This window comes from Roseobacter cerffii, assembly GCF_054226325.1.
On the sequence record NZ_CM135757.1, the window covers coordinates 2348143 to 2362921 of the forward strand.

General features: G+C 62.5%; 17 protein-coding genes and 1 tRNA gene. All 18 read left to right on the forward strand.

The annotated features are described in order from the left end of the window. Window positions 1-34 precede the first annotated feature (34 nt). The 18 genes from ACVC7O_RS11350 (at window position 35) to ACVC7O_RS11435 (ending at window position 14633) form a co-directional block, all read left to right on the forward strand. Window positions 35-1165, forward strand: coding sequence for a cysteine desulfurase family protein (locus tag ACVC7O_RS11350; RefSeq protein ID WP_458322244.1), 1131 nt, complete (start codon window positions 35-37; stop codon window positions 1163-1165). A gap of 15 nt (window positions 1166-1180) precedes the next feature. Then, window positions 1181-2719 carry a Fe-S cluster assembly protein SufB gene (sufB, locus tag ACVC7O_RS11355; protein ID WP_458322245.1) on the forward strand — a complete coding sequence of 513 codons (1539 nt, stop codon included), beginning with the start codon at window positions 1181-1183 and terminating at the stop codon, window positions 2717-2719. Between the two features lie 331 nt (window positions 2720-3050). Next, entirely contained in the window at window positions 3051-3191 is a 141-nt protein-coding gene (locus ACVC7O_RS11360; RefSeq protein ID WP_458322246.1) for a heavy metal-binding domain-containing protein, read from the forward strand. Further along, window positions 3191-3517, forward strand: a complete 327-nt coding sequence (locus ACVC7O_RS11365) for a hypothetical protein (RefSeq protein WP_458322247.1) — start codon at window positions 3191-3193, stop codon at window positions 3515-3517. Before ACVC7O_RS11360 ends, ACVC7O_RS11365 begins: the two co-directional genes overlap by 1 nt. A 12-nt stretch (window positions 3518-3529) precedes the next feature. Next, complete coding sequence (locus ACVC7O_RS11370; protein WP_458322248.1) at window positions 3530-3844, forward strand: heavy metal-binding domain-containing protein; 315 nt, start codon at window positions 3530-3532, stop codon at window positions 3842-3844. Window positions 3845-3915: 71 nt separating this feature from the next. Beyond that, the gene (sufC, locus tag ACVC7O_RS11375; RefSeq protein ID WP_458322249.1) at window positions 3916-4671 is read left to right on the forward strand and encodes a Fe-S cluster assembly ATPase SufC; all 756 of its coding nucleotides are present in this window, start codon (window positions 3916-3918) and stop codon (window positions 4669-4671) included. Next, window positions 4671-5951, forward strand: coding sequence for a Fe-S cluster assembly protein SufD (sufD, locus tag ACVC7O_RS11380; protein WP_458322250.1), 1281 nt, complete (start codon window positions 4671-4673; stop codon window positions 5949-5951). Before sufC ends, sufD begins: the two co-directional genes overlap by 1 nt. Beyond that, window positions 5951-6436 carry a YIP1 family protein gene (locus ACVC7O_RS11385; RefSeq protein WP_458322251.1) on the forward strand — a complete coding sequence of 162 codons (486 nt, stop codon included), beginning with the start codon at window positions 5951-5953 and terminating at the stop codon, window positions 6434-6436. Before sufD ends, ACVC7O_RS11385 begins: the two co-directional genes overlap by 1 nt. Beyond that, the gene (locus ACVC7O_RS11390; RefSeq protein ID WP_458322252.1) at window positions 6433-7029 is read left to right on the forward strand and encodes a YIP1 family protein; all 597 of its coding nucleotides are present in this window, start codon (window positions 6433-6435) and stop codon (window positions 7027-7029) included. The genes ACVC7O_RS11385 and ACVC7O_RS11390 overlap by 4 nt, the downstream gene beginning before the upstream one ends. Beyond that, entirely contained in the window at window positions 7022-8242 is a 1221-nt protein-coding gene (locus ACVC7O_RS11395) for a cysteine desulfurase (RefSeq protein ID WP_458322253.1), read from the forward strand. The genes ACVC7O_RS11390 and ACVC7O_RS11395 overlap by 8 nt, the downstream gene beginning before the upstream one ends. 69 nt (window positions 8243-8311) lie before the next feature. After that, window positions 8312-8388: transfer RNA gene (locus tag ACVC7O_RS11400), tRNA-Arg, on the forward strand. 129 nt (window positions 8389-8517) lie between these two features. Then, window positions 8518-9102 (forward strand): YceI family protein, encoded by a 585-nt coding sequence (locus ACVC7O_RS11405; RefSeq protein WP_458322254.1) that lies wholly within the window; start codon window positions 8518-8520, stop codon window positions 9100-9102. A gap of 60 nt (window positions 9103-9162) precedes the next feature. Next, window positions 9163-9537 (forward strand): c-type cytochrome, encoded by a 375-nt coding sequence (locus ACVC7O_RS11410; RefSeq protein ID WP_458322255.1) that lies wholly within the window; start codon window positions 9163-9165, stop codon window positions 9535-9537. 50 nt (window positions 9538-9587) lie between these two features. Then, a complete protein-coding gene (locus ACVC7O_RS11415) occupies window positions 9588-10121 on the forward strand; it encodes an RNA polymerase sigma factor (RefSeq protein WP_458322256.1) in 534 nt (177 codons plus the stop codon). Beyond that, window positions 10111-10854: an anti-sigma factor family protein gene (locus ACVC7O_RS11420; RefSeq protein WP_458322257.1), complete on the forward strand. Its 744-nt coding sequence runs from the start codon at window positions 10111-10113 to the stop codon at window positions 10852-10854. Before ACVC7O_RS11415 ends, ACVC7O_RS11420 begins: the two co-directional genes overlap by 11 nt. A gap of 115 nt (window positions 10855-10969) precedes the next feature. Further along, complete coding sequence (locus tag ACVC7O_RS11425; protein WP_458322258.1) at window positions 10970-11500, forward strand: GAF domain-containing protein; 531 nt, start codon at window positions 10970-10972, stop codon at window positions 11498-11500. A 168-nt stretch (window positions 11501-11668) separates the two neighbouring features. Beyond that, window positions 11669-14014 (forward strand): cache domain-containing protein, encoded by a 2346-nt coding sequence (locus ACVC7O_RS11430; RefSeq protein WP_458322259.1) that lies wholly within the window; start codon window positions 11669-11671, stop codon window positions 14012-14014. Beyond that, window positions 13998-14633 carry a response regulator transcription factor gene (locus ACVC7O_RS11435; protein WP_458322260.1) on the forward strand — a complete coding sequence of 212 codons (636 nt, stop codon included), beginning with the start codon at window positions 13998-14000 and terminating at the stop codon, window positions 14631-14633. The genes ACVC7O_RS11430 and ACVC7O_RS11435 overlap by 17 nt, the downstream gene beginning before the upstream one ends. Window positions 14634-14779 lie beyond the last annotated feature (146 nt).

The window sequence follows — 14779 nt, forward strand, 5'->3', positions numbered from 1 at the left end:
CCTCCCCCGGAGTATTTGGAGAAGGGTGAAGGGCATGCGCCGCGTTTACCTTGACCATAATGCGACGGCGCCTTTAAGGCCGGAGGCGCGCGCTGCGATGATCGCGGCGATGGATGTGGTGGGCAACCCCTCTTCCGTGCATGGCGAGGGGCGGGCCGCCAAGGCGCTGGTCGAACGCGCGCGGGCGCAGGTGGCCGATCTGGTCGGCTGCAGCCCCGGAGAGGTTGTCTTCACCTCAGGCGCCACCGAGGCGGCGAGCCTTGCGATCCCCGAGTTTGCCATTGTATCGAGCGCGGGCATCGAGCATGACTCGGTGCTGTCCTGGGTGCAGCGCGACGGCGTGGACCTCACGCATCTGCTCGATGTGGACGCCGATGGCGTGCTCACCGGCACGACGCAGGGCGCGGGCTTCGAGGAAAAGATCTGGGACGATGTGGTCGCCATGCAGGCCGCCAACAGTGAGACCGGCGTGCTGCAAAACACCATGCCTCATGCACAGGCGCTCTGGGCGTTGAAACGCGATGTGCTGGTGCTGGTGGATGCGGTGCAGGCGCTTGGCAAGGTGCCGTTCTCCTTCGCCCAGTCGGGCGCCGACTTCGCGATGGCCTCCGCGCACAAGCTCGGCGGGCCCAAGGGCGTGGGCGCCTTGATCGTGAAACACGGGCTTGATGTGAAGGCCCGCATCCGCGGTGGCGGTCAGGAGATGGGGCGGCGCTCGGGCACCGAGAACGTCATTGGCATTGCCGGATTTGGGGCCGCGGCGGAGGCGGCGGCACGAGATGTAGCGGCCGGTCGCTGGGATGCGGTCGCAAAACTTAGAAAGATTCTAGAAAACACCCTTGCAGGGGAGACGAAGGAGACTATTTTTGTCGGGAAAGGTGCAAACCGCCTGCCGAACACCTCCTGCTTCGCCACGCCCGGCTGGAAGGGCGAGACCCAGGTGATGCAGATGGATCTGGCAGGATTTGCCATCAGCGCAGGCTCGGCCTGCTCCAGTGGCAAGGTGCGCGCCAGCACGGTCCTTCGGGCCATGGGATACGACGACGAGACCGCCAGCAGCGCCATCCGGGTGTCGCTGGGATTGGAGACAACAGAGCAGGACGTGCTGCGGTTCGCCGACGCCTGGCTTGCACAGGAACGTAAATTTCGCGCCCGCGCGGCGTGAGTTTTGGAGGGAAAAATGGCAGCTTTTGATCAGTCGACCGCTGAAGACATCCGCGTCAAAGAGGGCGTGGATCAGGAAACCGTGGATGCGGTCCGCGAGGTTGGCGGCAAGTATAAATACGGCTGGTCGACGGATATCGAGATGGAGTATGCGCCGAAGGGCCTCTCTCCAGATATCGTGCGCCTGATCTCCGAGAAGAACGAAGAGCCGGAATGGATGACCGAATGGCGGCTCGCGGCCTACGAGCGCTGGTTGCAGAAGAAAGAGCCGAAATGGGCGATGGTCGACTACCCGGAGATCGATTTCCAGGACCAATATTACTACGCGCGCCCGAAGTCGATGGAGGTCAAGCCCAAGTCGCTTGATGAGGTCGACCCGAAGCTGCTAGCGACCTACGACAAGTTGGGCATTCCGCTGAAGGAGCAGATGATCCTCGCCGGTGTCGAGGGCGCAGAAGAGCTGGGCGATGCGCCGCGCAAGGTGGCCGTCGATGCGGTGTTCGACTCTGTCTCCGTGGGCACGACCTTCCAGGACGAACTGAAGAAAGCGGGCGTGATCTTCTGCTCGATCTCCGAAGCGATCCAAGAGCATCCCGAGCTGGTGAAGAAGTACCTCGGCTCCGTCGTACCGGTGTCGGACAACTACTATGCGACGCTGAACTCCGCCGTCTTCTCGGATGGGTCCTTCGTCTATGTGCCGCCGGGCGTGCGCTGCCCAATGGAGCTGTCGACCTATTTCCGCATCAATGCAGAGAACACCGGCCAGTTCGAGCGCACGCTGATCATAGCCGACAAGGGTTCTTACGTGAGTTACCTCGAAGGCTGCACCGCACCGCAACGCGACATCGCACAGCTGCACGCGGCGGTCGTCGAGATCATCGTCGAGGAAGACGCAGAGGTGAAGTATTCCACCGTGCAGAACTGGTTCCCGGGTGACGAGAACGGCAAGGGCGGCATCTACAACTTCGTGACCAAGCGCGCCGATTGCCGGGGTGACCGGGCCAAGGTGATGTGGACGCAGGTCGAGACTGGTTCCGCCGTGACCTGGAAGTACCCGTCGTGCATTCTGCGTGGGGATGACACGCAAGGCGAATTCTATTCCATCGCCATCGCCAACAACATGCAGCAGGCCGATACCGGCACCAAGATGGTGCATCTGGGCAAGCGCACGAAGTCACGGATCGTTTCCAAGGGCATCTCGGCGGGCAAGGCGCAGAACACCTATCGCGGGCTCGTGTCGATGCACCCGAAGGCGAAAGATTCACGCAACTATACGCAATGCGACAGCCTGCTGATCGGCGGTGACTGTGGCGCCCATACGGTGCCGTATATCGAGGTGAAGAACAACTCCTCCCGCGTCGAGCATGAGGCGACCACTTCCAAGGTCGATGACGACCAGCTGTTCTACTGCCGCTCACGCGGGATGGACGAGGAAGAGGCGGTGGCCCTCGTGGTCAACGGTTTCTGCAAGGACGTGCTGCAGGCGCTGCCCATGGAGTTCGCCATGGAAGCGCAGCAGTTGGTTGCGATTTCGTTGGAGGGGTCGGTTGGGTGATCTCTGCAGTTGCTGAGGTTAGTCTAGTGGACCGGGTCGGGGCCGTGCTTAGATCAAAGTCTGTCGCAGTGCTCTTCGGAGTAAGTGCAGGGCTTTGCTCTTTCGCCGGAACTAGATTTCCAGACATAGCTTTTGGATCTGCAATGTTTTTCGGCCCAATCGCGTTAGCGTGGCTCTGGGGTGCCTATTCTTTCTTGACCTATCATGCCGGGACACAGTTTTTGAGTTCGCAGGAACGGTATCTTTCTGCGAGCACTACGCCAGGTGGAATGGCTGTTTGGACCAGCATACTTACGTTGGCTGTGGTGGGACTAGCAGTCGGGGGTGCCGAATGATCCTGACTACGAAAAACGGCGTCGAGGGTCGAGATATCGCTGTTTACAAAGGTATTATCGTGGGAAAATCGACTATGGGCAAAAATATCGCGCGAGATGCGTTTGCCGCCGGTTCAGCAGCGAAGTCGAGCTCCTGATGGCCCTCGACGCACCACACAACGAGCACGGCCTCCGCGTGCGGCTTGGCAACCCCGGCCGGTTGTTGCCGGAGACACGGGAACTCACTCTGCTCATTCTTGGGCATCTCTTCGTGTTTCTGCTCTCCATGGGGCACGATGAGATCGTTGAGGAGATGGTCGAGGACGGCTGGTTCATCGCGAAATATGCGGAGCGCTTTGAAATCCTGCTGGGCTTCGTGCTGTTCCTCTGCTGGAGCGCGCTGACCCTGCGGCTGGTGTCAATCCTGCAACGGGCAAAGGTGCAGGATGATATCTGCGCCAAATGCGGCCACGAGGGGCACTGAGGACAAACCAAGATGATCCTGACCACCACCAACACCGTCGAAGGTCACCCGATCGCCGCCTACAAGGGCATCGTCGTGGGTGAGGCGATCATGGGCGCGAATATCGTGCGCGATTTCTTTGCGTCCGTGACGGATGTGATCGGCGGGCGCTCCGGCGCCTATGAGAGCAAACTGAAAGACGCGCGCGACGAAGCGATGGCGGAAATCGAAGACCGCGCTGCGGCCGTGGGCGCCAATGCGGTGGTGGGGATCGACCTCGACTATGAGGTGATCGGGGATTCCATGCTGATGGTCTCGGTCTCCGGCACGGCCGTGGTGATCACCTGAAGAAACGCACGTAACACATTGACAAATTGGACATTCCGCCCGAGGCGGAGCCGAGGAGAAGGACAAGACATATGCTGAGCATCAAGAACCTGCACGTGAAGCTGGAAGAAGAAGACAAGCAGATCCTCAAAGGTGTCGATCTGGAGATCGAGGCGGGCAAGGTGCACGCGATCATGGGCCCAAACGGCTCGGGCAAATCGACGCTGTCCTATGTGCTCTCGGGCAAGGACGGCTATGAGGTGACCGATGGCGAGGCGGTGCTGGAAGGCGAAGACATCCTCGAGATGGAGCCGGAAGAGCGCGCCGCCGCGGGCCTCTTTCTCGCCTTCCAATACCCTGTCGAAATCCCCGGCGTCGGCAACATGACCTTCCTACGCACAGCGGTGAACGCACAGCGCAAGGCGCGCGGTGAAGAGGAAGTCTCCGCCGCAGAGTTCCTCAAGCTGATCCGCGCGCGCGCCAAGGAGTTGAAGATCGATGCCGAGATGCTCAAGCGCCCGGTCAATGTCGGCTTCTCCGGTGGCGAGAAAAAGCGCAATGAAATCCTGCAGATGGCGATGCTGGAGCCAAAGATGTGCATCCTCGATGAGACCGATTCCGGTCTCGATGTGGACGCGATGAAGCTGGTCTCAGAAGGTGTGAACGCGCTGCGCAACGAAGGGCGCGGGTTCCTCGTGATCACCCACTACCAGCGCCTGCTCGATCACATCAAACCCGACGTCGTGCACATCATGGCAGACGGCAAGATCGTGAAATCCGGCGGTCCGGAACTGGCGCTCGAAGTCGAGAACAACGGCTACGGCGACATCCTGGCAGAGGTGGCGTGATGGGCGACGCAGCAGAAACCCTGTCGACCACGGACGCGCGACTGGCGGAGCTGAGCCTGCCGACGGGCGGCTGGTCCGAAGCGGCGCGCAGCGATGCGCTCGCCCGGGTGCGCCAGATGGGCCTGCCCGAACGGCGCGATGAGTATTGGAAGTATACCCGTCCCGACACGCTCACTCAGCCCGGCGCCGTGCCTGCCGCGCTCTTCGACAATGACGAGGCGCCGATTTTTGGCGAGATGGACCGTCTGAACATCGTCTTTGTGGATGGTGTCTTCGACGCCGAGGCCTCGGATGATCTGAGCCTTGAAGGCGTGCGCATCGACCGTCTGGCCGACGCCACCGCCGACATCCACTGGGCGCGCGATCTCTACGGAACGCTCGAGGCAAAAGGGCAGGACCCGGTGCAGCGCCCGTTGGCCGCACTGAACACGGCCTTTGCCACGGACGGCGTGTTGATCCATGTGACCGGCAAGCCCTCGAAGCCGATCAACCTGACCTATCACCACCGGTCCGAGACCTCGGATGCGATCCTGCACCACGTGATCAAGCTCGACCCGGGCGCCGAAGTCACCGTTCTGGAAAACGGCCCGGCGGCGGCGCGCTTCAACAAATGCATGGAAGTCGAGGTCGCCGACGGCGCCACGTTCCACCACGTCCGCGCGCAGGGGCGGGACCATGAACGCCGCGCGGCCACGCATATCTTTGCGCGGCTTGGCACGGAATCGGTGTTCAAATCCTTCACGCTGACCGCAAACGGCGTGCTGACGCGCAATGAATGCGTGATCGAGCTGACCGGTGATGATGCGGTTGCCCATGTGGCGGGCGCTTGTGTCGGTGATGGCGATTTCCACCATGACGACACAGTCTTCATCACCCATGATGCGGTGGGCTGCGAGAGCCGCCAGGTCTTCAAGAAGGTGCTGCGCAACGGTGCGACGGGCGTCTTCCAGGGCAAGATCCTGGTGAAGAAAGACGCGCAGAAAACCGATGGCTACCAGATCAGCCAGTCGTTGCTCCTGGATGAAGACAGCCAGTTCCTCGCCAAGCCCGAGTTGGAAATCTATGCCGATGACGTGGCCTGCTCGCATGGCTCCACCTCCGGGGCCATCGACGAGGACGCGCTCTTTTACCTGCGCTCGCGCGGGGTGCCGGAAGCACCGGCCACCGACCTTCTGACGCTTGCCTTCCTTGCCGAAGCGGTGGAAGAGATCGAGGACGAGGACCTGCGCGAAGAGATCAACGGGCGCCTTGCCGCCTGGCTGGAGCGGCATCGCAGCTGATGGCGGTCACACGCAATATCACGGCAACCTATCGCAACCCGGGCAAAACTTTGCGCGGGTTGCTGGCCCTTGGGCAGCGGGAAGACCGTGCCCTTGCCTATCTGATGGCAGGCTGCATGATCGTCTTCATCGCGCAATTGCCGCGCCTTGCGCGCGAGGCGCATCTGAACGGAGACGAGTTGAACATGTTGCTGGGCGCCTCGCTGATGGCGTGGATTTTCATCGCACCGCTGGCGCTCTATTGCCTCGCCGCGCTGAGCCACCTGATCGCCAAGATTTTCCGTGGCAAGGGCAGCCACTACGGCGCGCGGCTGGCGCTCTTCTGGGCGCTGCTTGCGTCCTCGCCGCTGATGCTGCTCTGGGGTCTGATCGCCGGGTTCATCGGCCCGGGGCTGGAACTTCAGGTCGTCGGACTTGGGTGGTTTCTTGTCTTCGGCTGGTTCTGGATCAGCGGGCTGATCGCGGCGGAAAGAGCCCCGGCATGATCCCCGCAACCATCAGCTGGCCGCAGCTTGCCCTGCAGACCCTGCGCGACCCCAAGTCCGCCGCGGCGGAAATCATGAGCTGGCAAATCCCGCGCGGCGTGCTCTGGATGGCCGCCGCCCTCATCGCGATTGTCAGCACCTTCATGTCGACCTTGTCGAACATCGTGATCCCGGTGCCCGACCCGCTCTCGGCGATGGTGGCCAACCCCTTCACGCTCTTCATGATCATCGCGGGCGGCTTCATCATCACCGTGCATGCGCTCTTCTGGGCCGGGCGCGCCATCGGCGGCGCCGAGGATATGAGCGATCTGCTCGCGCTGCTGGTCTGGATGCAGACGTTGCGCGCCGCAGCGCAGGTGGCCATCATCATTTCCGTCCTGCTCGTGCCCGTCCTGGCCAGCTTCCTCGTGCTCTTCGTCGCCGTGGCGACGATCTGGGTGTTCCTGAACTTCATCAGCGTCGGGCTGCATCTCAACTCGCTGACGCGCGCCTTCTTCGTGCTGATCGCGGGCGCGCTGGCCATGTCACTGGGCCTGTCAATTCTTCTGTCGATGATCGGTGTCGGCGCCATGGGGGTACCGTCAAATGTATGATGTGGAACAAATCCGGGGCGATTTCCCGATCCTTAGCCGCGAGGTGAACGGCAAACCACTGGTCTATCTCGACAACGGCGCCTCGGCCCAGAAGCCGCAGGTGGTGATCGATGCGATCACCAATGCCTATGTCCATGAATATGCAAATGTTCACAGGGGCTTGCACTATCTGTCTAATGTCGCGACCGAGAAGTATGAAAGCGTGCGTGGCGTTATCGCAAAGTTCCTCAATGCTGCCTCGGAAGACGAGATCGTGCTGAACTCCGGCACCACCGAGGGCATCAACATGGTCGCCTATGGCTGGGCCATGCCGCGGATGCAGGCGGGCGATGAGATCATCCTCAGCGTGATGGAGCATCACGCCAATATCGTGCCCTGGCACTTCCTGCGCGAACGGCAGGGTGTGGTGCTGAAGTGGGTCGATGTGGACAGCACCGGCTACCTCGACCCGCAGGCGGTGATCGACGCGATCACGCCCAAGACCAAGCTCATCGCCGTCACGCATCTGTCGAATGTGCTCGGCACCCGCGTCGATGTGAAGACCATCTGCGCCGAAGCCCATGCCCGCGGTGTGCCGGTGCTGATCGATGGCAGCCAGGCGGCGGTGCACCAGCCAGTGGACCTGCAGGACATCGACCCGGATTTCTACGCCATCACCGGCCACAAGCTCTATGGCCCCTCGGGCTCCGGCGCCATCTATTGCAAAGCCGAACGCATGGCCGAGATGCAGCCCTTCATCGGCGGCGGCGACATGATCAAGGAGGTCAGCAAGGACGGGGTGATCTACAACGACCCGCCGATGAAGTTCGAAGCGGGCACACCGGGCATCGTCCAGACCATCGGTCTCGGCGTGGCGCTCGAATACATGATGGGCCTTGGCATGACCAACATCGCCGCCCATGAAGACACCCTGCGCGACTATACGGTCGAACGGCTGAATGGCCTCAACTGGCTTCAGGTGCAGGGCACGACGCCCGACAAGGGCGCGATTTTCAGCTTCACGATGGACGGCGCGGGTCATGCCCATGACATCTCGACAATCCTTGACAAGAAGGGCGTGGCGGTGCGCGCGGGCCAGCATTGTGTCGGCCCGCTGATGGAGCATATGGGCATCCCGGCAAGCTGCCGCGCCTCGTTCGGGCTCTACAACACCAAGGCCGAGGTCGACGTGCTGGTCGAGGCCCTGGAACTCGCGCATGATCTCTTCGCCTGACGAGCGGGGCAGGGGCTGTATCTTTTGCCGTTGCGGCGCCGCAGCCCGCCCGCTATACCGCCCGCAGATGGACCCTTAGCTCAGCTGGATAGAGCGCTGCCCTCCGAAGGCAGAGGCCAGAGGTTCGAATCCTCTAGGGTCCGCCATCCTCTCCGATATTGCTCCGGTATCCACCGCCTGACGGGCGACGAAAAAAACTTCTGAATAGTTTCCGGCGCTGAGCTGTTGATTGATATGGGACGCCGTTGTCCCTGACAGATCGGGAGGAAACCGGAATGGAATCACTGCTACCCTGCGCGCTGGCCGCCACGCTCTGCGCCACCACCGCCCTTGCCGGGGGACACGCCACTTGGACGTCGGTTGAGGCGGACTCGAGCGTCGCCTTCGGCTCGATCAAGTCGAACGAGTTCGGCGAAATCCACCACTTCAGCGGCGTCTCCGGCACCGTGAGCGAGGCGGGCGAGCTCGCCGTCACCATCGATCTTGCCTCGGTCGAGACCAACATCGACATCCGCAACGAGCGCATGATGGAACATGTGTTCCAGGCGGGCAAAGCCACCGCCAAGCTCACCGGCGCAGTGGATATGGAGGCCGTGAACGGTCTGGACGTCGGCGCAACCACGCTGGTGGATGTCGAAGGCACGCTGGCCTTTGCCGGGCTGGAGACGGATGTGGAAACTCCGATGCTGGTGGCGCGCCTTGCGGACAACCGCGTCCTGGTGACCACGGCGGATTTCATCATGTTGTCGACCGAGGATCTGGGCATCACTGCTGGTGTCGACAAGTTGATGGAGCTTGCCTCGCTGGACAGCATCACCCGTGTTACACCGGTCACGATCCGCATGGTTTTTGAAAAGTAATCTGGCCGCCCCAATGTGCACCGCGCAAGGCGGGCGGGCCCGGGAAAGAGGAGCGCAAGGATGCTGAAGCAGATCTACACCGGATTGGTTCTCTTGAACATCATTGCCACGCCCGCCTTCGCCGAGGGAGATCCCTCGGCGGGTGAGGCCGTCTTCAATCAATGCAGGGCCTGCCACACCATCGAAGACGGTCGGAACCGGGTCGGGCCATCGCTTTACAACATCGTCGGCGCCCCCTCGGGCGCGGTGGAGGGCTTTCGCTACTCCAGCGCTCTGGCAGAGGCCAATCTCACTTGGGATGTCGAGACCCTCGCGGCCTTCCTGGCCAACCCGCGCGACGTGGTGCCCGGCAACCGCATGGCGTTCCGGGGCCTGAATGACCCTGACGACATCGCCAATGTGATTGCCTATATCGAGGCCGAAAGCCAGGACTGAGCCGCAATGCCCGCCCGCCATATCTCCATTGCCGGTCGGGGCAGCCTGTCGTGACACTGTGGCCCAAACCCGATCGCCGTGCGGTTGTCCGGGCGGGGCTTCCGGCCGTCTTTCCGCGCATCTGGCGCTATGCGCTGAGCCTCACCGGCACGCGCGAGCGGGCCGATGATCTGGCGCAGGCCGCCTGTCTGCGGGCAATGGAAAAGGCCACGCAATTCGAGCCCGGCACCCGGCTCGACCGTTGGCTCTTTCGCATCACCCACACCATCTGGGTGAACGAGATGCGCAAGGACGCGGTGCGACGCGGCGGCGGGCTCATTGCGGTGGAGGAGGCGGACATCGCCGACCCGGGCCAGACCCCCGAACAGGAGGTGCTGGGCCGCGAAATCCGCCAGGGCGTGTTGCGCCTGCCCGAAGCGCAGCGACAGACCGTGATGCTGGTCTATATTGAGGGCTACTCCTACCGCGACGCGGCGATGATCCTGGACATTCCGCTTGGCACGGTGATGAGCCGGCTGGCCACGGCCCGGGCCACACTGGGTGCGAAGTTTCGGACGCATGAGGTGAAGACAGATGCAAGATAGATATGTGACCGACGAAGAGCTGACGGCCTTTCTGGATGGGGAGGATGATCTTGCACCGGTGGCCGAGATCGCCAAGGCGCTGGAGACAGATGAAGCCTTGCAGCGGCGGCTCGCGGCCTTGCAGATCGACCGGGCGGCGCTGCGCGACAGCTTCGCCCAGATCACACCTGACCCCGCCGCAGTTCCCGATTTCGCCGCGCTGTCGCAAACCGCGCCGGGCTATGGTCTGCGCAGCCTTGTGACCGCGACGGCCCTCGCGCTGGCCATCGGGCTGGGCATGGGCAGCTGGCTCACAACGCACGCCCCTCCGGGCTGGGCCGAATATGTCGCCGCCTACCAGGCGCTCTATTCCACCGGCACGCTCGCTCATGTGGACCAGGATGCCGCGACCAAGCAGCGGGAGCTCGACCGCGTTGCCGCCGCCATCGGCAAGACCATCCCCGTCGAAACGCTCGAAATGTTCCCCGAGGCGCAATACAAGCGCGCGCAGGTGCTCAGCTTCGAGGGCCGCGCGCTGGTGCAACTGGCCTTCACCAAGAGCACCGGAGAGCCCCTGGCGCTCTGCATCATCCGCACCGACCGCAACGACGACCCGGCCCCGCAAATGCGCCAGATGGAGGGGCTGAGTGCCGCCCGCTGGAGCCGCGCCGGATATGATTACCTGCTGATCGGCGGCACCGATGATGCGCTTGTCGCACGGCTTGCATCGAGCTTCATGTCGATGGAGATCTGATGCCACGCGCCGCTGGCACCCATCCGGCTAGGCAATTCTACTTAGGCAATTCTGCGTATTCTCGCACCGGCGGACTTCAGGCACACTTTACACAGGCTGCGTTTGGGAGATGCATGTGAACACCAGCATCAAACCGGATCAGGTGGTACCATCAGACCGGCACTGCGACCCCCTCTGCTCCGCGCAGGCGGGCACGGTCGCACACGATGACACCACTGAAGCCCGACGCGCAGCGTTTGAAGAACGCCTGCTGAAACAGCGCATCACCGACCGGTTCGGCACCCCCGATGTGTTCCTCTTCAACATGACGGCCCTGCTGGGCACGGCCACGGCGGGCGACACCGCAGAGACCTCCGAAGATATCCAGCGCAGGCAGGCGCTGCAGCTCGCCACCCACGCCATCACCCTGCACACCGGCCTTGCCATCGACGACATCTATGCCCACCCGCTGGTGCGGCGCGCCGACATCCTCTCCGGCCACCGGATGCGCACCTTCATCGCGGCGCCTGTGCGTGGTGCGGCACGCGAATTGATCGGTGTGGTCTGCGCCGCGGACCAGACCGCCCGGCGCTGGACACGCGCGGATATCGACGCACTCCAGCGAATTGTTGCTCAGTTTGAGGCGCTTCGTCTTTCCCAATCCTGAAATTATGCGACAATGGCCGGGAAGGGGAGACGATGACAGCGTGCATCAACGAAGAATGAGACGATCCGGTTTTTGTGGGGGCAAAGAGCGGTTCGACCAAAAGAGGTCGACCCCGTCACGCATTTGCCCCCCGCTCAGCCAGACGCGCCCCAACCGGGAGCGCCGCGCATGAAGCTGTCACTTGGCATGATCCTGGCGCTCTGCCTGGCGGGCCTTCAGTTCCTGGCCGTGACGGTGGTGGTGTTCTCTTCCTTCCTGACCTCGGAGAAGGTGCTGCTCGAGCATGCGCGCCGCCTGCTCAGCGATGTGGGCACCAATACCATCGAACACTCCAAGGGCTTCCTGACCCCGGCCAAGGGCGCGGCCGAGCTCGCCACCCGGCTGGCCGAGAACGAGGTGATCGCCAGCGACAATTTTCAACAGCTGGAAAAGCTCCTCTTCCAGCAGCTGCAGATTTCGCCGCAATTCGCCGGGCTCTTCTATGGCGATGAGGCGGGCAACTTCGTCTACGTGATGCGGAGCAACGGACCCGGCCCGTTCCGTACCAAGATCATCCGGCAGAATGACGAGGGCCGCCACACCGACCTGATCTGGCGCGACAACCGCTATGGCGCCGTCGAATACCGGCAGGACCCCGAGGACACCTTCGATCCGCGCAGCCGCCTGTGGTACCAGAGTGCCCGCGACAAGCTCGCCAGCATCTGGACCGACCCTTACATCTTCTTCACCTCGCAGACGCCCGGCATCACCGCGGCCTCGCCCGTCTTTGACGACGAGGGCGTGCTGCAGGGGGTGGTCGGCGTCGATATCGGCATTGAATCGATCTCCGAATTCCTGTCGCGCCTGAACATCGGCGACAGCGGCAAGGCCTTGATTCTGAACCGAAACGGCGATGTTATTGCACACCCCAATCAGGATCTGATCAGCACCGCCAACGCTGATGGCACCTTCCGCTTCGTCAACATTAACGAGATCGGCGACCCCGTGGCCCAGGCCGCCTTCCGCAATCTGAGCGGGGATGACGACATCTCGGTCGACCGTGAAATCTACAGCCGGTTCGACCACGGCGGCTCGACCTATGTCTCGACGCTGATGCCGGTGATCAGCGAGGCGCTGCCCTGGACCATCGCCGTCTATGCGCCCGAGGCGGATTTCACCGGCGAAATCACGGCCAACCGCACCCAGAACGTCTGGATCGCCGCCTCCATCGCGCTCTTCACCGCCGTCTTCGGGCTGGCGCTGGCCAATTTCATCCACAAGCCCGTGCGCGCCTTCGCGGTGCGCTCCTCGCTGGTGTCGCAGGGCGAGATTTCGGCCTCCGAACCGCTGCCCAAGACCTACCGCGAGCTGGAACGCGCCAATGAAACGCTGGTGCAGGCGATCGCCGAGCGCAAGCAGTCCGAAGCCGAGTTTGGCCGCACCTTCGATCTCGCCTCGCGCGGCATGGCGCAGGTCGAGGAGGGGACGGGTCGGCTGATGCGGGTGAACAGCAAGTTTGCCGAAATGCTGGGGTATGAGGCCTCGGATATACTCGGCCGCACCGTGCATGACATCTCGCACCCCGATGACGAGGTCGCCAGTTTCTTCTTCGAGGCCGGCGCGCACAACCGCTCGGAATACCTGCATGAAAAGCGGCTGCTCCGCAAAGATGGCAGCACGATCTGGGTCAGCGAGAACGTGATCGTGATCCGCGATGACGCAGGCAATTCGCGCCACGCGGTGATGACGGTCGATGACATCACCGAGCGCAAGGCCGCCGAGAGCAAGATCCAGCGCCTCAATCGCGACCTGTCGCATTCCAGCCGGGTGAACGTGATGGGGCAAATGGCGACAAGCCTCGCACACGAGCTGAACCAGCCGCTGCTCGCGATCACCCAGAACATGGACAGCGCGCTGTTCCAGCTGAAACAGAACGCTTGTGACCCCGAAGAGCTCAAGACCATCCTCGAAGAGACCGACCGCCACGCGCATCGGGCCGGGGACATCATCAAGGCGCTGCGCGGGTTTGTGAAGAAAGACGGCGTCGAGAAGGCCCCGTTCGATTTCAAGGAGTTGATGGAACAGACGCTGCACCTGGTCCGCTCCGAAGCCAAGGACAACGGCATCTCGATCCGCACCCAGGCGTACGGGCTCGAGCCGGTGTACGGCTCGCGGGTGCAGATCGCCCAGGTCTTGCTCAACCTGCTGCGCAACGCCATCGAGGCGATCAGCGACAGCGATGTAAACCAGCGGTTTGTCTGGATCGAGGCCGACACCGTCGAGGGCGGGCTCTCCGTGCGGATCACAGACACGGGGCCGGGGTTCGACCCCACCGCCAATCTCTTCGAACAGTTTGAAACCACGAAAGAAGACGGTATGGGGCTGGGACTGTCCATCTGCCGCTCGATCATCGATTCGCACGGCGGCAAACTCTGGTGCCAGCGAGACGGGCAGGGCCGGTCGCAGTTCTGCTTTACCGTGCCTGCGCTGGTGCCGACGACCGTGAAAGAGAAGCGCAATGAACTCAGCGTCTGATCCTTGCATTTTCATCGTGGATGATGACGAGGACATCCGGACATCGCTGTCCCGGGCGCTGCGGACCCGCGGTTACGCGACCCGCGTCTTCTCATCGGCGCAGGAGTTTCTCGACGGCTATGAGCCGGATCAGTCGGGCTGTCTCATCCTGGACTACGGCATGCCCGAGATGTCCGGGCTCGAGCTGCAAAAGCTGCTGGTGACGCGCGGCTACGGGCTGCCGATCATCTTTGTCACCGGCCACGGTGGCGTGCCGGAATCGGTGCAGGCGATGAAGCTCGGCGCTATCGACTTTCTCGAAAAACCGTTCCGCCAGGAGGCGTTGATCAAACAGGTCGACGCCGCGCTCAAGATCGACACCCAGCGCCGCAAGGGGCAGGACAAGGCGCGCAACGCCCGCGCGCGGTTTGAAAAACTCACCGACCGGGAGCGCGAGATCGCCGAGATTTTCGTCTCCAACCCGTCCAGCGCCTCGAGCAAGGACGTGGCGCGCCAGCTCGACATCAGCCCCCGCACGGTGGATCACCACCGCGCGCGCATTCTAGAGAAAATGCGGGTGAATTCGGTGGCCGAGCTGGTCGATCTGTCGATCACCACCAAGCTGTTCGAGCGCACCTGAGCCCGGCGCGGGCATAGGTAATTTTACCTACGTAATGACACGAATTTACCCACGGGGCCAATTGCGGCAATAAAGTGGCACAGTGTGGGTGTTGGATATCGTGCGCACAGTTACGTGCACTCGAGTAACGAGTATCTCAGGTTGCT